Consider the following 18,513-nt stretch of genomic DNA (forward strand, 5'->3'; position numbering starts at 1 on the left):
GGAGATCCGCCGATTCATCCTTCCTAGAAAGTCCGCCTGTGCTGGGAAAAATCCTCCTCCGTTATCTCGCCCGCTATAAGTGGCTGCTCGTCGCCGTGCTGGTGTTCCAATTCGCCAGCGCTCTGGCCACCCTCTACCTCCCGCGCCTGAACGAAGACATCATCAACAAGGGCGTGGCCCAGTCCGACACCGCCTACATCTGGCGCACCGGGCTCTTCATGCTCGCCGTCTCGCTCGGCCAGATCATCGCGTCGGTCATCGCGACCTACTTCGCGGCTCGCGCGTCGATGGGTGCGGGGCGCGACATCCGTGCCGACGTCTTCGCCAAGGTCAGCGGATTCTCCGAGCGAGAGGTGTCGCAGTTCGGCGCCGGCTCGCTCATCACCCGCAACACGAACGACGTGCAGCAGGTGCAGATGCTCGCGATGATGGGCGCGACGATGCTCGTCACCGCGCCGCTGCTCGCGATCGGCGGCATCATCTTCGCCGTGCAGACGAACATCGGCCTGAGCTGGCTCATCGCCGTGTCCGTCCCGCTGCTGCTGATCGTCGCCGGTCTCGTCGTCAGCCGCATGGTTCCGCTGTTCCGCAGCTATCAGGGAAAGCTCGACACCGTGAACCGCGTGCTGCGCGAGCAGCTCACCGGCGTGCGCGTGGTCCGTGCCTTCGTCCGAGAGGGCATCGAAGAAGAGCGCTTCCGCGGTGCCAACACCGACATCATGGTGGTCGGCCGCAAGGTCGGCTCGCTGTTCGTCCTGCTGTTCCCGCTGTTCATGCTCATCCTCAACGTCACGATCGTGGCGGTCGTGTGGTTCGGCGGCATCGAGGTCAACAGCGGCACGGTGCAGGTCGGCACGATCTTCGCCTTCATGCAGTACATCGGCCAGATCATGGGCGGCGTCATCATGGCCAGCTTCATGGCGATCATGATCCCGCGCGCGGCAGTGTCGGCCGAGCGCATCGGCGAGGTGCTCGAGACGCAGTCGAGCATGGTGCGGCCGGCCGACGGCGTGACCGACTTCCCGACACCCGGTTCGGTCGCCTTCGACGGCGTCGAGTTCACCTACCCGGGCGCCGACTCTCCCGTTCTCAAGGGCATCAGCTTCGCGGCCGAGCCCGGCGAGACGGTGGCGATCGTCGGATCGACCGGTGCCGGCAAGACGACCCTCGTGTCGTTGATCCCACGACTCTTCGACGTCTCCGGCGGAGCCGTCTTCGTCGGCGGCGCCGATGTGCGCGATGCCGACGTCGAGTCGCTGTGGGCGACCATCGGCCTCGTTCCGCAGCGTCCGTTCCTCTTCACCGGAACGGTGGCCTCGAACCTCCGGTACGGCCGCGAGGACGCGACCGATGAAGAGCTCTGGCATGCGCTGGAGATCGCTCAGGGACGCGACTTCGTCGAGGAGATGCCCCAGGGGCTCGACTCGAGGATCACCCAGGGCGGCACCAACGTCTCGGGCGGTCAGCGTCAGCGCCTGGCGATCGCCCGCGCGATCGTCCGTCAGCCGCAGATCCTGGTCTTCGACGACTCGTTCTCCGCGCTCGACCTCACCACCGACGCCCGACTGAGGCAGGCGCTGTGGCGTGAACTGCCGCACGTGACCAAGATCGTGGTCGCGCAGCGCGTCTCATCCATCACCGATGCGGACCGCATCGTCGTCCTCGAAGGGGGCACCATGGTCGGCGTCGGCACGCACGAGGAGCTTCTCGAGACCAGCACGACCTACCGAGAGATCGTCGAATCGCAGCTGGGGGTGGACGCATGAGCGAGCAGGACGCTCCCCGGACCCGCCGCGGTCGCGCGGCCAAGGCTGCGGACACGACCACTGCGGTCGAGCCGGCGCTGACAGACGAAGAGAAGTACGAGGCCGAGCTCGCCGAGAAGGCGCGCCAGGACGGCGGCGGCTGGGACAGCGTCGCTCCCGGAAAGGCCGACAACTTCGGCAAGAGCTTCAGCCGGATGATCGGGCTGCTCAAGCCGTCGGCCGTCTGGTTCATCCTGGTGTCGATCGCCGGCGCCGTCGGCGTCGTGCTCACGGTCGCGGCGCCGAAGGTGCTCGGTGAGGCCACGAACCTCATCTACAAGGGCTTCATCTCCGTGCAGCTCGCGCAGGCGAACGGGGACTTCCCCGGGTTCCCCGCCGGCACTCCGCAGGACGATGTCGTCGCGGCACTCCGCCAGGGAGGGCAGGACGACTTCGCCAACCAGGTCGAGGCCCTCGGCGCCTTCCGTGTCGGTGACGGTGTCGACTTCGACGCGCTGCGGTGGATCATCATCGCCGTGCTGGCGATCTATGTCACCGCCGCCTTCCTCAGCTGGATCCAGGGTTACGTCATCAACGTCATCATGGTCCGCACCATGTGGCGTCTGCGCGAGCAGGTCGAGGCGAAGATCAACCGTCTGCCGCTGTCGTACTTCGACAAGGTGCAGCGCGGTGATCTGATCTCGCGCGTGACGAACGACATCGACAACATCACCCAGACCATGCAGCAGTCGCTGTCCGGCGCGATCACGGCCGTACTCACGGTCGTGGGCGTGCTGGTCCTGATGTTCTCGATCTCCTGGCAGCTCGCTCTCGTCGCGCTCGTGGCGCTCCCGCTCATGGGTGTGATCTTCGGCGTCATCGGCCCTCGCTCGCAGAAGGCCTTCGGCACGCAGTGGCGCAAGGTCGGCCGTCTGAACGCTCGCGTCGAAGAGGCCTTCTCCGGTCACGCGCTGGTCAAGGTCTTCGGTCGCGAGCAGGACGCGCTGGAGAAGTTCCAGGGCGAGAACGAGGAGCTGTTCCAGGCCAGCTTCAAGGCGCAGTTCCTCTCCGGCATCATCATGCCGGCGATGACCTTCGTCGGCAGCCTCACCTACGTGGGCATCGCGGTGCTCGGCGGTCTCATGGTCGCCAACGGGCAGCTGCGTCTCGGAGACGTGCAGGCGTTCATCCAGTACTCGCAGCAGTTCACGCAGCCGCTGTCCGAGCTCGGTGGGATGGCGGCCGTCGTGCAGTCCGGCACGGCATCGGCCGAGCGGGTGTTCGAGCTCCTTGACACCGAAGAGCAGGAAGCGGACGACGCGGATGCTCCGAAGCTCGCCGACGGCAAGGGCGTCGTGGAGTTCGAGAACGTCGCGTTCTCGTACACTCCCGACCGTCCGCTGATCACCGACCTCTCGTTCCGGGTCGAGCCCGGTCAGACGGTCGCGATCGTCGGTCCGACGGGAGCGGGCAAGACCACTCTCGTCAACCTCATCATGCGGTTCTACGAACTGAACGGCGGGCGCATCCTGCTCGACGGTCAGGACATCTCCGAGGTCACGCGTGACCAGCTGCGCTCTCGCACCGGCATGGTCCTGCAGGACCCGTGGCTGTTCGCCGGGAGCATCCGCGAGAACATCCGGTACGGACGCTCGACCGCGACCGACGACGAGGTTCTCGAAGCGGCGAAGGCGACCTATGTGGATCGCTTCGTGCATGCCCTCCCCGAGGGCTACGACACCGTGCTCGACGAAGACGCGTCGAACGTCTCGGCGGGCGAGCGTCAGCTGATCACGATCGCGCGAGCGTTCGTGGCCCAGCCGTCGATCCTGATCCTCGATGAGGCCACGTCGGCGGTCGACACCCGCACCGAGCTGCTGCTGCAGCACGCGATGGCGGCGCTTCGACAGGGACGCACCTCGTTCGTGATCGCGCACCGCCTGTCGACCATCCGCGATGCCGACCTCATCCTCGTGATGGAGCACGGAGACATCGTCGAGAAGGGCACGCACGACGAGCTCATCGCCGCGCAGGGCGCCTACTGGCGCCTCTACCAGTCGCAGTTCGAACAGGCGGCGACCGACATCGACGCAGAGGACGCGCTCACCGGCTCGACTCCGGTCGTCATGAGCGGCGACGCCGAAGACGCGGCTGCGTCGGCACAGGTCGGCGTCTCGGTGGGGGCGCAGACTCCCGCTGCCGAGGCAGCGGCCGCGCAGGCAGTGGTCGAACGGCCGGATGCCGGAGGCTCCTCACGCGCCTGAAGCGCCAGAGCGCCTGAAGCGCCAGAGCGCCTGAAGCGCCAGAGCGCCTGAAGCGCCAGAACGCCTCGCCTCCCGATCCCGGGCGGCGAGGCGTTCTGCGTCCGTGAGCTTTCGCTGGAGGGACGACGCGTCAGCGCTGGTCGGCCGTGATGCCGAGGAGTTCGAGGGGGTGGGTCAGCCGCCACCACGGGCTCGGGGCATCGACATCGTCGGCGAGCGACAGCGACGTGGTCACCGTGTTCAACGGCCCGACGCTCGTCATCGTGCCGACCTCGTCGCCCGCTTCGCGGCTGTCGCCGAGTGAGAAGTCCGTCGAGGCCTCGGCGACGGCGCCGTTCCACAGAACCACATCGGCATCCGCATCCGTCACGACATCGGTGCTCGCGCCCCACGCCGTGGTGACGGTGCCGACGACCGTGCCCTCGGCGACGGCGGGAGTCTGCTGCTCCAGCGCCGTCTCGACCTGCGTGAACAGCGAACGGGTCTCCGTGAGGCGCTGCGCGTCGTCGGCCTGACCGAGAACCGACGCGTACAGATGCACAGTCGTGTCGTCGACGGTGACGACCTTCGCGGTCAACAGGTTCCAGCTGTCGCCGAGCGTGCCGGTCTTGACGCCGACGACGCCGGGGTCCGCCAGCATCCCGTTCGTGTTCACCACCGTGCCCGCACCCGGAAGATCGACCGACGGAGTTCCGACGATGCCGGCGAAGACGGGGTTCTGCATCGCGATCTCGGCCAACGCGACGAGCGACTCGGGTGTGGCCCGGTTGCGGTCGTCGAAGCCCGACGGAGTGATGATCGTGATGTCGTCGAGACCACGGTCGCGCAGCCACACAGCTGCTGCGGCGGTGAACGACGACGGGGAACCCCAGATCTCCGCGGAGAGCCGGTCGATGTAGTTGTTGGCCGATCCGAGCAGCGTTCCCTGGAGGAGCTGGAACTCGGTGAGAGTGCCGCCCACGGGCACGTCGAGCGCGGACTGGTCGGAGCGGCGGTAGTCCCAGTAGGCCAGGTTGTCGGCTCGCGTGAACGAGAACTCGGGGCCCTGCTCGCCCACGGCGAGGGGCATCCGCTCGAGCACCATCAAGCTCGAGACGACCTTGGTGACGCTTGCGATCGCGGCAGCGTCGAGCGACGACGACGTCGTGCCGATGCCGCCGATCCCCACGGCAGCGCTCCCCTGGGCAGGGAAGGTGATCGCGGCAGCGGGCGCTGCGACGGGGGCGAGCTCGACGGCCTGAACCGTCGGCGCGACCTCGTGCAACGGCCACAGCATGGCCGATCCGGCGTAGGTGCCGAGCAAGCCGACGAGGACGCCGAGCGGCACCAGCACGCCGGGCCGGGCGATCGCCGGGCGCAGGTGCGCTCCGGTCAGCAGCGCACCGCCGCTCTCCACGGCCGGCGCGTCATCGAGCGCGTCGGTCGCCGGGTGCTGGGCCACGTCGACCGGGTCGACCCACGTCAGGGGAGTGCCGCCGCTGTCTTCCTCCGCCCACTGCGCGGGGGGAGTCGCCTCAGGGGTGAAGATCGCAGAGACGTCGTCATCCGCAGGAACGGCGGAGGCGGTGGCCTCGGCGGAATCGGGAGCGGTCACCTCCTCACGGTACCGAACTCGTGCGGGGATCCGTGTCGCTGCATCGGGAGAGGACGAGGGGTGTCGCCTCTGGGTAAGATCGTGGGTACAACCACGGGAGTCCGGCGAGCCGGGCTGAGAGGGAGCGAATCGCGCTTCGACCGTCGAACCTGATCTGGGTCATGCCAGCGCAGGGAGGAGTCACAGATGAGTACATCCACGTCCGGATCCACCACGGGATCGGCATCGGCCACGCAGTCGTCGACGGGCCTCGGTCGCCCGCAGCTCTGGCGCTGGCGGGTCGTCGACATCGTCGTGGCGAGTGTCATCGCCGTCGCATGCGCGATGATCTTCCTGCTCTGGAACGTCGGCTACGAGGTGCCGAGCAGCATCCTGACGCCGCTGCTCCCCGGTGTGCAGGGCCTGCTCGCCGGCCCCTGGCTGATCGCCGGAGTGCTCGGCGGCCTGATCATCCGCAAGCCCGGTGCCGCTCTGTACACCGAGCTGGTCGCCGCGATCATCTCAGCACTCGTCGGCAACGCGTGGGGCCCGCTCACGATCGTCTCGGGCCTCGTACAGGGCCTCGGCGCAGAGCTGGTGTTCCTGATCTTCCTGTACGGCGTCTGGCGGCTGCCTGTCGCGATGCTGGCTGGTGCCGGTGCGGGTCTCGCCTGCGGCATCAACGACCGCATCCTCTGGTACGCCGGTGCCGACACGCTCTTCACGAGCGTCTACATCGTCTCGACGACCATCTCGGGCGCGGTCATCGCCGGACTCGGGGCGTGGTTGATCGCACGAGGCCTCGCCGCCACGGGCGCCCTCAGCCGGTTCGCCGCCGGCCGCGAGGTCACCGCACGGGTGTGAGCTCGCTCACGACGCCCGCCACCCTCGAAGCCCGTGGCTGGGGGTGGCGGTACGCGACGCGACGGCGCTGGGCGGTGCGCGACGTCGACCTGCGCATCGAGCCGGGGGAGCGGGTGCTGCTGCTCGGCGCCTCCGGCTCGGGCAAGTCGACGCTGCTCCAGGGGTTCGGTGGGGTGCTCGGCGGTGCGGATGAGGGCGAGACGCACGGTGCGCTGCTCGTCGACGGCGTGCCGCCCACCGATGCCCGGGGACGGGTCGGGATGGTCCTGCAGGATCCCGATACGCAGACGATCCTCGCGAGGGTCGGCGACGACGTCGCCTTCGGCTGCGAGAACCTCGGCGTACCCCGAGACGAGATCTGGCAGCGGGTGCGCGCGGCGCTGGACGCCGTAGAGCTCGACGTCGCCCTCGATCGATCCACGGCCGCGCTGTCGGGCGGCCAGAAGCAGCGCCTCGCCCTCGCCGGCGTGCTCGCGATGCGACCGGGTGCCATCCTGCTCGACGAACCGACGGCGAACCTCGACCCCGAGGGGGTGCGGGACGTACGGGATGCCGTGGCCGCCGCCCTCGATGCGACGAGTGCGACCCTCGTGGTCATCGAGCATCGCATCGACATCTGGCTGCCGCTCGTGACCCGGGTGATCGTGCTCGGCGCCGAGCCGGATGGAACGGTCGTGCTCGCCGACGGCAGCCCGGACGCGGTCCTCGGCGCTCGGGGCGCGGAGCTCGCGGCATCCGGTGTCTGGGTTCCCGGGCACCCGCCCGCCGTCCCGCCCGCACCGGCGCAGCGGCCGGGAGCGACGCTGCTGGAGGCCCGTGGTCTCACCGTGTCTCGCAGGCGCGGGCTCGCCGTCGCCGGTCCGTTCGACGTCGATGTGCGCGCCGGAGAGGTGCTCGGGGTCACCGGCGCGAACGGCGCAGGCAAATCGACGCTCGGGCTCACGCTCGCGGGATTGATCCCGGCCGAAGAAGGTCGGGTCGCCGCTCTGCCGCCCCTCGCCGCCGGAGAGAAGCCCGATCCCATCCACTGGTCGTCGCGCGCCCTGCTCACGCGCATCGCGTCGGTCATGCAGACGCCCGAGCACCAGCTGCTCGCCAAGACCGTGCGCGACGAGCTGTCGGTCGGGCCGCGGGCGCTGAAGCTGCCGGACGCCGAGATCGCCTCCCGAGTCGACGACCTGCTCGAAAGACTGCGGCTCACCTCGCTCGCCGCAGCCAATCCCTACACCCTGTCGGGCGGAGAGAAGCGGCGGCTCACGGTCGCCGCCGCCCTCGCCACGCGACCCCGGATGCTGGTGCTCGACGAGCCCACCTTCGGGCAGGATGCGACGACCTGGGCCGAACTCGTCGGCCTGATCGCACGTCTGCGCGACGAGGGCACGGCGATCGTGGCGATCAGTCATGACGAGGCCGTGCTCGCGGCTCTGCACGCTCGGCGCATCGAGGTGGGACGATGATCGATCCGCTGACCGCCCGCGTCGAACGATCCGGTCCGATCGCCCCGCGCTCGGCCCTCGCGAAACTCATCGCGGCGCTTCTGATCGCCCTGCCCCTCGTGCTGACGATCGACGCGGTGTCGGCATCCGTCGCCCTGCTGCTCGAGATCCCTCTGCTCGTGCTCGCAGGCCTGCGCGCGAAGGAGTTCTGGACCCGCACCGCGGTGCTGTGGATCGCGGCGCCGCTCAGCGCGGTCACGATCGCTCTCTACGGCGCGACCAGCGGCACCGTGCATGTCGAGTGGCTCGTCATGCGCATCAGTGACGGGTCGCTCGCGCTCGCTGCGGCGACCGCCGTGCGCGTGCTCGCGATCGGACTCCCCGCGGTGGTGCTCTTCATCACGGTCGACCCCACCGACCTCGCCGACGACCTGGCGCAGCGGGTGAGGCTGCCGGCGCGATTCGTCGTCGGCGCGCTCGCGGGGATGCGGATGCTGGGCCTGCTCGTCGACGACTGGCGGGCGCTCTCTCTCGCGCGGCGTGCGCGCGGGGTGGCCGACGAGGGGCGGGTCCGTCGTGCGCTCGGCATGGCGTTCGCGCTGTTCGTGCTGGCGATCCGTCGTGGATCGTCGCTGGCGACGGCCATGGAGGCTCGCGGCTTCGGCGGTGCGGCACCGCGTTCGTGGGCGCGGGAGTCGAGGTGGGACCGACGCGACACGGCGCTGGTCATCGTCGCGGCGGTGATCCCGGCGGTGGCGATCGCGGCGGCGGTGCTCACGGGTGCGTGGAACTTCATCCTCGGCCCGACCGCCTGACGAGCCCACGACCGGACGCCCGCCCGAACCACCGGAACCGGAAGCATCCACTCAGCTTTCTCATAGCTGGAATGCCGATGTATTCGCTAGCATCGAGTGAACCCAAGGGGAGTACTCCACCACGGGCGGCTCGTCATTACGGATGTCCCTGCATCCCGGGTCCCCGGTCCTCGTTCTCGAGGATGGAGAAGACCTTGGCGTCGACCTCGTCACGCCTCGTCTTCTGGAGACCTCCTTGAACATCACCCCCCTCGTGTGGATCATCACGATCGCCGTCACGATCGCCTTCTTCGTGTACGAGTTCTTCGCCCACGTGCGAAAGCCCCATGAGCCCACCATCGGCGAGTCCGCCCGCTGGTCGGCGTTCTACATCGGTCTGGCCCTGCTGTTCGGCGTCGGCATCGGCACCGTGTCGGGCTGGACGTACGGCGGTGAGTACTTCGCCGGGTACCTGACCGAGAAGGCGCTGTCGATCGACAACCTCTTCGTGTTCCTCATCGTGATGACCGGCTTCGCCGTGCCGCGCATCTATCAGCAGAAGGTGCTGATGATCGGCATCGTCATCGCGCTCATCATGCGCGGTGGATTCATCGCGCTCGGCGCCACGCTGATCGAGAACTTCTCCTGGATCTTCTACCTCTTCGGTGCGCTGCTGCTGTTCCTGGCCTACCGCCAGGCGTTCGCACAGGGCGACCACAACCCGGCCAACGGCCGATTCATGCGCTTCGTGCGCCGTATCCTGCCGGTGAGCGACGAGTACAACGGCGACCGCCTGACCGTGCAGCGTGACGGCAAGCGATTCTTCACGCCGATGTTCCTCGTGATCATCGCGATCGGCTTCGTCGACCTGATCTTCGCGGTCGACTCGATCCCCGCCATCTACGGTCTGACCGAAGAGGCCTACATCGTCTTCACGGCCAACGCCTTCGCCCTCATGGGCCTGCGCCAGCTGTACTTCCTCATCGGCGGCCTGCTGCAGCGCCTCGTGTACCTCGCGCAGGGCCTCGCGGTCATCCTCGCGTTCATCGGCGTCAAGCTCGTGCTGCACGCGATGCACGTCAACGAGCTTCCGTTCATCAACGGCGGAGAGCCGATGCTGTGGGCGCCTGAGATCCCGATCTGGTTCTCGCTCGTCTTCATCGGCGCGACGATCGCCGTCGCCACGGTCGCGAGCCTCATGAAGACGCGACGCGACGACAAGCGCGACGCGCTCGACACTCCTGATCCGTCCAGCTCTGCACCGCTCACCACCGACACCCAGAAGGAACACTCGTGAACCAGTCGCGCCGCTCCGACGCGTCCGCAGACCCCGACAGACCCGGCGCCCGAATGACCTCGGGCACCCCCGCACCTCGTGAGGTGGCCCGCTGATGGGCGACCTCGCGGTGAACATCGCTCTGGTGTTCGTGTTCGTCCTCGTCGGCGGCGTGTTCGCCGCGACGGAGATGGCCCTCGTCACGTTGCGTGAGAGTCAGATCAATGCGATCGCTGCTCGTGGCAGACGAGGCGAGAAGGTCGCGAGCCTGGCTCGCAACCCGAACACCTTCCTCTCGGCGGTGCAGATCGGCGTGACGGTCGCCGGCTTCGCCTCGGCCGCCTACGGTGCGACCTCGATCGCCCCGTCGGTCGCGCCTCTGCTCGAGAGCCTCGGGGTCGCCGCTCCGCTGGCTCTCACCCTCTCGACCGTGCTGCTGACGCTCGTGATCGCCTACCTGTCGCTCGTGCTCGGCGAGCTCGTGCCCAAGCGGCTCGCCATCCAGCGCAACGCCCAGTTCGCGTATGCCGTCGCGCCGGTGCTCGACGGCTTCGCCGTGGTCATGAGGCCGGTCATCTGGCTGCTGTCGGTGTCGACGAATGCGGTCGTGCGTCTGCTGGGCGGCGACCCGCACAAGGCGGCGGACGAGCTCAGCGAGGAGGAGCTGCGCGACATCGTCGCGACGCATCAGAGCCTCCCCGACGACGAGCGACGCATCCTCGACGACGTGCTGTCGCTGCGCGGACGTCAGGTGAGCGAGGTCATGCGGCCCCGTCCCGAGGTCGTCGCGCTCGACGGCGCCGCGACGCTCGCCGAGGCCATCGCGGACGTGCGCGAGCTGCCGTTCTCGCGGTACCCGGTGATCGACGCCTCGCTCGACGACATCGTGGGCTTCGTGCATGTGCGCGACCTCTTCGAGGCCGCCGCCGACGACGCGACGCGCGCGGTGCTCGGACTCATGCGTCCCGTCGAGTACGTGCCCTCGACCGCGGGCGTGCTACCCACCCTGACCCGCATGCGGGCGGCCGGTCACCAGATCGCCGTCGTGGTCGACGAGTACGGCGGCACCGACGGCATCGTGACGCTCGAGGACCTCGTCGAAGAGGTCGTGGGCGAGATCTTCGACGAGTACGACACGGAGGACCGGATGCCGGACGCCGGCGGCGCACTCGACGGCCGCCTCAATCTGCAGGACTTCGCCGAGATCACCGGGATCGCGCTGCCCCGTGGCGCATCGGACACGGTCGCGGGCTTCGTCACCGAGATGCTCGGCCGCCTCGCGGTGGTCGGTGATTCGGTCGAGGTGCCCGGTGCGACGATCCGCGTGACGGCCGTCGATCGTCGCCGGATCTCGGAGATCCGAGTGGCCGTGCACGAGGACGCCTCGCCGACCGACTGAGTCGAGTCTCAGGTCTCGTTCCAGAGTCGGCGGTAGTACTCGAGCCGAGGCGGCTCGTGCAGGTCGGCCGGCACCGTGACGCCGCGCTCGACCGCGTTCGCGATCCTCCATGCGGAGCTCCAGGTCCAGGGGCACTGCTCGACGGGCAGCGAGTCGTGCATCGCGCGCAGCGCGGTTCCGACCGCGCGTACGGCGGTCTCGGGGTCGTCGATCCATCGGGGGTCCACAGCGCTGCGGCCCGGGAGTGCAGCCGTGACGAGCCACTCGTGCGTGGCGTCCTCACCCTGATCGATCACCTCGGGAACCGCGATCCAACGCCGTGCCCACCGCATCCGCTCCGCTTCGTCCCGCATGTTCGCCTCGGCGTCATGCGGGCCCCACTTGATGTAGCGCCCGTCGTCGGTGCGAAAGGTGAGCCCGCCGATGCCGTTCAGCCATACCGGCGTGAGCGTGGCGCCCGCGGCCAGTGACCGCACGATCGGCGGGATCTCCGTCGTCGTGGAGGGGATGCTCATGGGGCGCTCATCTCATGTTCGAACGTATATCGGTATGCGTGTATTTTTCCGGCTCCGGGCGGCGGGACGCGGTTAGTCTCAGTCGCGGTCGCCGTCGGCGGCCGCATCATCCATCCCACTCGACACATCAGAGGTCTTCGTGCGCGTTTCGTCCCGGTCACAGTGGTGGCGGCGGCAGGGCAGCGATGCCGATGCCTCCTCGTCCGCATCCGCGGCTCCCGAGGTCGCACCCGGTGCCGATTCCGATGCCGCTCACGCTACCGCGGTCGGGCTGCCGAAGGCTCCGGCGATCTCGTCGCAGGAATCCGGCGAACGGGATCTCGACCAGTTCGTCGAGTGGATCTGGAGCGGCGACGCCCCGGCATCCGCACAGGCACCTGACGCCAGCGTCGAGCGCACACGCATCACCATAGAGGAGCAGTACAACATGAGTTCACTTGACGACGCCCTGCCGCAGCTGCTGGCCATCGAGGGCGCCACCGGCGCCGCGATCGTCGACTACGGCAGCGGAATGGCACTCGCCCAGGGCGGCAACCCCTCATTCGACCTGGGGATCGCCGCCGCGGGCAACTCGAACGTCGTGCGCGCCAAGCTGGCGACGATGCGCGACCTCGGCATCACGGATGAGATCGACGACATCCTCATCACCCTGAGCTCGCAGTATCACCTGATCAACGTGCTCAACACGACCGGTGCGAGCGGGCTCTTCATCTACCTCGTGCTCAACAGTGCGTCGGCGAACCTCGCGCTCGCACGCCACAAGCTGAAGGGCATCGCCGCGCAGATCCAGGTCTGATCTCGCGAGTCATTCCGAAGGGGCGGGGCCGTCATGGCCCCGCCCCTTCGACGTGCGCGGCGTAGGCTCGGGGTCGACACCGTCGCGAGGCCTCTGGCGATGTGTCGCCTGAAACTCGGAATCAGCTAAACTGACACTGAGTCGCACACGTTTCGAAGGAGAACCGCATGCAGATCCAGGGCTCGAGTGCTCTCATCACCGGCGGTGCGTCCGGTCTGGGCCTCGCCACCGCGCGAACGCTCGCCGCCGCCGGCGCCGTCGTCACCATCCTCGACCTGCCCTCGTCGGCCGGGGCCGAGATCGCCGCAGACCTCGGCGGGGTGTTCTCGGCCGGAGACGTCACGAGCGCCGAGGATGCCGCTGCCGCCGTGGCCGCAGCGCAGGCCGCCGCTCCGCTGCGGATCGTCGTCAACTGCGCGGGCATCGCCCCGCCGGCGAAGGTGCTCGACCGCGAGGGCAACCCGGCCGTGCTCGCCGACTTCGAGCGCGTCGTCCGCATCAACCTCGTCGGCACCTTCAATGTCCTGTCCCAGGCCTCCGCCGTGATCACGAAGAACGACGTGACCGACACCGGCGACCGTGGCGTCATCGTGAACACCGCGAGCGTGGCCGCTTTCGACGGGCAGATCGGCCAGCCGGCATACTCGGCCTCGAAGGGCGGCGTACACGCCATGACGCTTCCCGTCGCTCGCGAGCTCGCGCGTTACGGCATCCGCGTCTGCACGATCGCTCCCGGCATCATGGAGACCCCGATGCTGATGGGCCTGCCGCAGGCGGCGCAGGACTCGCTGGGCCAGCAGGTGCCGTTCCCCTCGCGTCTCGGACGCCCCGACGAGTACGCCTCTCTCGTGCAGCAGATCGTCGAGAACGGCTACCTCAACGGCGAGACGATCCGCCTCGACGGCGCGATCCGCATGGCACCGAAGTAAGCCCGAACCCCGAAGTCCCGAAGCCCCGACGCTCCAAGGAGAATCCATGTCACTGGCAGGCAAGACCATCCTGATGTCCGGCGGCAGCCGCGGCATCGGACTCGCGATCGCGCTGCGTGCCGCGGCTGACGGCGCGAACATCGCGATGCTGGCGAAGACCGACACCCCGCATCCGAAGCTCGAGGGAACGGTGCACACGGCCGCCGACCAGATCAGGGCGGCGGGCGGTCAGGCGCTGCCGATCGTCGGGGACGTGCGCGACGACGACGACATCACCGAGGCCGTGCTCAAGACGCAGGGCGAGTTCGGCGGCATCGACATCGTCATCAACAACGCCAGCGTCATCGACCTCTCGCGCTCGCTCGACCTCGGCGCGAAGAAGTATGACCTGATGCAGGACGTGAACGTCCGCGGCACCTTCATGCTCTCGCGCGCGGCGGTGCCGATCCTCAAGGACGCCGAGAACCCCCACATCCTGTCGCTGTCGCCGCCCCTGAACCCGACGCCGAAGTGGCTCGGTGCGCACACCGGATACACGCTCGCGAAGTTCGGCATGACGATGGTCACGCTCGGCCTTGCCGCGGAGTTCGCCCGCGACGGCATCGCCGCCAACACCCTGTGGCCGCGCACCACCATCGCCACCGCCGCGGTGCAGAACCTGCTCGGCGGCGACAAGGTCATGGCGGCGAGCCGCACGCCCGACATCTACGCCGACGCCGCCTACGCGGTGCTGCTCAAGCCCGCGGCCGAGTACAGCGGTCAGACCCTGATCGTCGAGGACGTGCTCGAGGCCGACGGCGTGACCGACTTCTCGCATTACGCCGCCGTCCCTGGCACTCCCGACGACCGGCTGTTCCCCGACATCTTCCTCGACTGAGGCGGTCCTGCCGCGGGGAGCAGACGGTCAGAACAGCAGGTAGACGGCGCCGGCGATCGTCAGCACGATCACGATGCGGTCGAACAGCACCTGGTTCATGCGCTTCGCGAGGCGGATGCCGCCCAGAGCGCCGAGCACCACGAGCGGCGCGAGCACGGCATCCATGAGCAGCACGTGGCCCTCGAAGAGGCCGAGGCCCGCGAGGAACGGGATCTTCACGAGGTTGATGATCGCGAAGAACCAGGCCGAGGTGCCGAGGAACACCTGCACGGGCGTGCGGGTGGCGAGGAAGTACATCGACATCACGGGTCCGCCCGCATTGGCGACCATGGTCGTGAAGCCACCGAGAGTGCCGTAGACGCCCGAGAGCACGATGCCTCCCGGTGCGGGCGACGCGGCATCCGCCCGGTCCTGCCGCCATCGCCGCCACAGGGTGACTGCGATCATCGCCAGCAGGATCACGCCGATCGCCCGACGTACGATGCCGTCGCCCGCGAGCGCGAGGAACGCGAAGCCGGCCAGCAGTCCCGCGAGCACGGCGGGCGCGAGGCGCAGCAGCGTCGGCCAGTGCGCGTGGCGGCGATAGGTGATCAACGCGAACACGTCGCCGACGATGAGCAGCAGGAGCATCGCGGCGGTCGACGTGCGCGCGGGGAGCACGGTCGCGAACAGTGCGATGGCCAGGATGCTGCCGCCGGGGAGCGCGGTCTTCGAGATGCCGATCGTGACGGCGGCGAGGCCGAGCGCCGCCCAGGCGAGGGGTGCGAGTTCGATCACCGGGTCATCGGCCGACTCAGCGGCGGGTCGCAGCGAGCGCCGCGGCGAAGCGGGCCGAGCGCTGTTCGATGTCGGCCCAGTCGGATGCAGCGAGCGAGGCGCCGTTCGCGAGGTCGCCGCCCGCTCCGACCGCCACGGCTCCGGCGCGGAACCAGTCGGCGAGGTTGTCGGGGCTGACGCCTCCGGTCGGCATCAGCGGAGCATCCGGGAACGGTCCGCGCAGCGCGCCGAGGTACGAGGGCCCGCCGAGGGACGCGGGGAAGATCTTGACCACGTCGACGCCGAGCTCGAGCGCGCCCATGACCTCGGTCGGGGTCATGGCACCTGTCATCACGACGCGGCCGGTCTCGAGCATCGCTCGGGTCAGAGCGGGCAGGGTTCCGGGGCTGACGAGGAACTCCGCACCGGCATCGGCGGCGAGGGCGGCCTGCTCGGCAGTCGTCACTGTGCCCGCGCCGATGTAGGCCGCGTCGCCGTGGCGCGCGATGAGTTCGCGGATCACCGAGGGGGCGTCGGGGGTCGAGAAGGTGACCTCGATGCCGGTCACGCCACCGCGGATGATCGCCTCGGACGCCTCGAGTGCGAGCTCGGGCGAGGGTGCGCGCAAGACGGCGAGGACGCCGGCGGAACGGGCGCGGGAGAGGCGGTCGGGCATGGCGAAGACTCCTTCGATAGGGGATCGGCTCCATTCTCCCCGACCGCAGCCTGTAACTACAAGTGGCGCGGGTGTGGCCAGGCCTCGACGACGTCCTTCGCCTGCTTGAGGCCGAGCCCGGTGTGCTCCCTGACCAGCTTGATCGCCTGGATCTTCTGCTCGGCGGCGATGAGCCGGTCGACCTCGGAGGCGACGGATGCCGGCAGCGCACCCCGCACCGACGACGGCGTCGCCGTGATCGACGAGTGGGCGGCCGAGGCGTTCGAGACGGCCGCGAGGTGCGGTGCCGTGGTGCTGACGGACCAGTGGTCGATCCGGTCCTTGGCCTCCTGCAGGCGCACGCCCGTGTGCTGCCGGTAGAGCTTGATCGCGTGGATCTTCTGCCCGGCGGCGACGAGACGATCGATCTCGGCGATCGCCGCAGGCGTCAGCTGCGATGCCGAGGCGGTCGACGTCGAAGCGGATGCCACGGATCGGGCCATCGTCGGCGACGGGGTGAACACGTGCGGCTCCGGTGCCTTCGGGCGCATCGATCGCAGGGCGGCGCCGATGATCACCACGCCCACGACGACAGCTGCGATGACCGCGCCGACAGCGATGATGATGTCCATGGGGTCAGTCTAGGGACGCCGGGGCCGGCGCCCCAGGCGCTTCCCACCCGGCACCGCGTACCCTGGAGGTATGACCGAGACTCCCCGCACGCGCGAGACGCGCCCCGCCACGGCACCCGCGTCGTCCCGTTCGGGGGCAGTCCGCTCGACCGGCACCCCGCAGGTGCGTCCTGCGACCGAGGGGTGGACGCAGCAGAAGGATGCCGAGGGGCGGCCGCTGCTGCAGTTCGCGAGCCCGAAGCGCGGCAAGCCGCCGGTGCATCTCGCCGACCTCACGCCCGCCGAGCGCGTCGAGAAGGTCAAGGAGCTCGGCCTGCCCGGCTTCCGCGCGAAGCAGCTCTCGACCCACTATTTCCGGCACTACACGTCGGACGCTGCGGAGATGACGGATCTTCCGGCCGACACCCGGGAGCAGCTCGTCGCCGGCATGCTGCCGCCGCTGCTCACCGAGGTGCGCCGCCTGGAGACCGACCGCGGCGACACGATCAAGTTCCTCTGGCGTCTGCACGACGGCGCGCTGGTCGAGTCGGTGCTCATGCGCTACCCGGGCCGCATCACCCTGTGCGTCTCGTCGCAGGCCGGGTGCGGCATGAACTGCCCGTTCTGCGCCACCGGCCAGGCGGGTCTCACCCGCAACATGTCGACCGCCGAGATCATCGAGCAGATCGTCCGCGCCAACCGCCTGATCGCCGAGGGCGGTCTCGGCGGCAAGAAGGCCGACGACCACTCGATGGAGCGCGTGTCGAACATCGTCTTCATGGGCATGGGTGAGCCGCTCGCCAACTACAAGCGCGTGATGGACGCGGTGCGCTCGATGGTCGCGCCCCAGCCCGACGGCCTGGGCATGAGCGCGCGCGGCATCACGGTGTCTACTGTCGGACTCGTGCCGGCCATCAAGAAGCTGGCCGACGAGGGCATCCCCGTCACCTTCGCGCTGTCGCTGCACGCACCGGATGACCACCTGCGTGACGAGCTCATCCCGGTGAACTCCCGCTGGAAGGTCGACGAGGCGCTCGACGCCGCCTACGACTACTACGCCAAGACCGGCCGCCGTGTCTCGATCGAGTACGCGCTGATCAAGGACATGAACGACCACGCCTGGCGCGCCGACCTGCTCGCCGACAAGCTCAACGAGCGCGGCCGCGGCTGGGTGCACGTCAACCCGATCCCGCTGAACCCGACGCCCGGCTCGATCTGGACGTCGTCCGAGCCCTCGGTGCAGAACGAGTTCGTGCGCCGCCTCAACGACGCAGGCATCCCGACGACCCTCCGCGACACTCGCGGCAAGGAGATCGACGGTGCCTGCGGTCAGCTCGTCGCGACGACCGAAGACGAGGCTGCCTCCGCCGCCATGGCCTGAGGGCCGGTGCCGCGATCGCGAAGGCCGTCGCGGCGACCGAGAGTCTCGGCGCGCGACAGCCAGGACTCGATGCGCGCGGGACTCGCGTCCTTGATTCCCAGCATCCGCGTGGTGCGCACCGAGCGGATGCCGCAGAACCTCATCGTCCCGCGGGCGACGTGCGTCTGTGCGGGGAGCCCGGTGAAGGGCGTGAGGAACCACGGGGTGTCCGCCAGCAGGAACAGGCGTCCGTTCGCGGCCGTCAACAGGCCTTCGGGCATCCCGAGCTTCGAGTACCGGTACTCCTGCTGCGGCAGCAGCGACCGATCGAAGAACCCCTTCAGCAGCGCGGGCACCGACCCCCACCAGAGCGGGGTGAACACCACGACCGTCCGCGCTTCGGCCAGTGCGCGCTTCGCGTCGATCAGGTCGGGCTCGAGCTGCATGCGCCGGCGGTAGCCGAAGCGCAGCGACGGATCGAAGTCGAGATCGCGCAGAGCGAGGACACGGGCGTCGCCATGCGCGGCGGCATAGCGTCGGGCCAGTTCTGCGGTGAGGGATCCGGCATCGGGGTGGCCGTCGATGATCAGTGCGGATGACATGTGCGCTCCTATGTTGACAGTGTCAAGCAATGGTGGACACTGTCAAGATAAGCAACAATGT

Annotated in this window: 17 protein-coding genes and 1 riboswitch; of the genes, 11 read left to right on the forward strand and 6 right to left on the reverse strand. The window is 68.9% G+C overall.

Annotated elements, in window-relative coordinates:
• Positions 1 to 38: 38 nt before the first annotated feature.
• Together AB0P11_RS14310 and AB0P11_RS14315 are read left to right on the forward strand one after the other, a co-directional pair.
• A complete protein-coding gene (locus AB0P11_RS14310) occupies positions 39 to 1,766 on the forward strand; it encodes an ABC transporter ATP-binding protein (protein WP_056280467.1) in 1,728 nt (575 codons plus the stop codon).
• Entirely contained in the window at positions 1,763 to 4,009 is a 2,247-nt protein-coding gene (locus AB0P11_RS14315; protein ID WP_320488966.1) for an ABC transporter ATP-binding protein, read from the forward strand. Before AB0P11_RS14310 ends, AB0P11_RS14315 begins: the two co-directional genes overlap by 4 nt.
• A gap of 130 nt (positions 4,010 to 4,139) precedes the next feature.
• Here the strand turns inward: AB0P11_RS14315 and AB0P11_RS14320 are convergent, their stop codons facing one another.
• A complete protein-coding gene (locus AB0P11_RS14320) occupies positions 4,140 to 5,603 on the reverse strand; it encodes a D-alanyl-D-alanine carboxypeptidase (RefSeq protein WP_363522606.1) in 1,464 nt (487 codons plus the stop codon).
• Between the two features lie 83 nt (positions 5,604 to 5,686).
• Positions 5,687 to 5,796: riboswitch (TPP riboswitch) on the forward strand.
• Here AB0P11_RS14320 and AB0P11_RS14325 point away from each other — a divergent pair.
• The 5 genes from AB0P11_RS14325 (at position 5,790) to AB0P11_RS14345 (ending at position 11,351) form a co-directional block, all read left to right on the forward strand.
• Positions 5,790 to 6,446 (forward strand): ECF transporter S component, encoded by a 657-nt coding sequence (locus tag AB0P11_RS14325; RefSeq protein WP_053097984.1) that lies wholly within the window; start codon positions 5,790 to 5,792, stop codon positions 6,444 to 6,446. It overlaps the preceding riboswitch by 7 nt.
• Positions 6,443 to 7,903 (forward strand): ATP-binding cassette domain-containing protein, encoded by a 1,461-nt coding sequence (locus tag AB0P11_RS14330; protein WP_363522608.1) that lies wholly within the window; start codon positions 6,443 to 6,445, stop codon positions 7,901 to 7,903. The genes AB0P11_RS14325 and AB0P11_RS14330 overlap by 4 nt, the downstream gene beginning before the upstream one ends.
• Positions 7,900 to 8,697 carry an energy-coupling factor transporter transmembrane component T gene (locus AB0P11_RS14335; RefSeq protein ID WP_363522610.1) on the forward strand — a complete coding sequence of 266 codons (798 nt, stop codon included), beginning with the start codon at positions 7,900 to 7,902 and terminating at the stop codon, positions 8,695 to 8,697. The genes AB0P11_RS14330 and AB0P11_RS14335 overlap by 4 nt, the downstream gene beginning before the upstream one ends.
• Positions 8,698 to 8,932: 235 nt before the next feature.
• Complete coding sequence (locus AB0P11_RS14340) at positions 8,933 to 9,973, forward strand: TerC family protein (protein ID WP_053099269.1); 1,041 nt, start codon at positions 8,933 to 8,935, stop codon at positions 9,971 to 9,973.
• 94 nt (positions 9,974 to 10,067) lie between these two features.
• On the forward strand, positions 10,068 to 11,351 hold the full coding sequence (locus AB0P11_RS14345) for a hemolysin family protein (protein WP_285363391.1): 1,284 nt from the start codon (positions 10,068 to 10,070) through the stop codon (positions 11,349 to 11,351).
• An 8-nt stretch (positions 11,352 to 11,359) separates the two neighbouring features.
• Here the strand turns inward: AB0P11_RS14345 and AB0P11_RS14350 are convergent, their stop codons facing one another.
• The gene (locus tag AB0P11_RS14350; RefSeq protein ID WP_363522613.1) at positions 11,360 to 11,866 is read right to left on the reverse strand and encodes a phosphotransferase; all 507 of its coding nucleotides are present in this window, start codon (positions 11,864 to 11,866) and stop codon (positions 11,360 to 11,362) included.
• Between the two features lie 139 nt (positions 11,867 to 12,005).
• On the opposite strand from AB0P11_RS14350, the gene AB0P11_RS14355 reads away from it, so the two are divergent.
• From AB0P11_RS14355 to AB0P11_RS14365, 3 genes are all read left to right on the forward strand, one after another.
• Positions 12,006 to 12,662: a hypothetical protein gene (locus AB0P11_RS14355; RefSeq protein WP_363522615.1), complete on the forward strand. Its 657-nt coding sequence runs from the start codon at positions 12,006 to 12,008 to the stop codon at positions 12,660 to 12,662.
• Between the two features lie 167 nt (positions 12,663 to 12,829).
• Complete coding sequence (locus AB0P11_RS14360; protein ID WP_363522617.1) at positions 12,830 to 13,591, forward strand: SDR family NAD(P)-dependent oxidoreductase; 762 nt, start codon at positions 12,830 to 12,832, stop codon at positions 13,589 to 13,591.
• 46 nt (positions 13,592 to 13,637) lie between these two features.
• Complete coding sequence (locus tag AB0P11_RS14365) at positions 13,638 to 14,468, forward strand: NAD(P)-dependent oxidoreductase (protein ID WP_056280486.1); 831 nt, start codon at positions 13,638 to 13,640, stop codon at positions 14,466 to 14,468.
• A gap of 27 nt (positions 14,469 to 14,495) precedes the next feature.
• On the opposite strand, the gene AB0P11_RS14370 is transcribed toward AB0P11_RS14365, so the two are convergent.
• Genes AB0P11_RS14370 through AB0P11_RS14380 form a run of 3 tightly spaced genes read right to left on the reverse strand, consistent with a single transcriptional unit; the run spans position 14,496 to position 16,511 of the window.
• A complete protein-coding gene (locus AB0P11_RS14370) occupies positions 14,496 to 15,245 on the reverse strand; it encodes a sulfite exporter TauE/SafE family protein (protein WP_053097979.1) in 750 nt (249 codons plus the stop codon).
• Positions 15,246 to 15,261: 16 nt separating this feature from the next.
• On the reverse strand, positions 15,262 to 15,900 hold the full coding sequence (locus AB0P11_RS14375; protein ID WP_295104680.1) for a bifunctional 4-hydroxy-2-oxoglutarate aldolase/2-dehydro-3-deoxy-phosphogluconate aldolase: 639 nt from the start codon (positions 15,898 to 15,900) through the stop codon (positions 15,262 to 15,264).
• A 56-nt stretch (positions 15,901 to 15,956) separates the two neighbouring features.
• Positions 15,957 to 16,511 carry a ribosomal protein L7/L12 gene (locus AB0P11_RS14380; protein WP_053097977.1) on the reverse strand — a complete coding sequence of 185 codons (555 nt, stop codon included), beginning with the start codon at positions 16,509 to 16,511 and terminating at the stop codon, positions 15,957 to 15,959.
• A gap of 70 nt (positions 16,512 to 16,581) precedes the next feature.
• Here AB0P11_RS14380 and rlmN point away from each other — a divergent pair, with 70 nt between their 5' ends.
• Complete coding sequence (gene rlmN / locus AB0P11_RS14385; protein WP_171821948.1) at positions 16,582 to 17,871, forward strand: 23S rRNA (adenine(2503)-C(2))-methyltransferase RlmN; 1,290 nt, start codon at positions 16,582 to 16,584, stop codon at positions 17,869 to 17,871.
• Here rlmN and AB0P11_RS14390 read toward each other — a convergent pair.
• Positions 17,820 to 18,452, reverse strand: coding sequence for an NAD(P)H-dependent oxidoreductase (locus AB0P11_RS14390; protein WP_363522621.1), 633 nt, complete (start codon positions 18,450 to 18,452; stop codon positions 17,820 to 17,822). The two genes, rlmN and AB0P11_RS14390, sit on opposite strands and share 52 nt — an antisense overlap.
• Between the last annotated feature and the right edge of the window lie 61 nt (positions 18,453 to 18,513).

It is taken from the genome of Microbacterium sp. NPDC079176 (assembly GCF_040686675.1).
Taxonomy (GTDB): domain Bacteria; phylum Actinomycetota; class Actinomycetes; order Actinomycetales; family Microbacteriaceae; genus Microbacterium.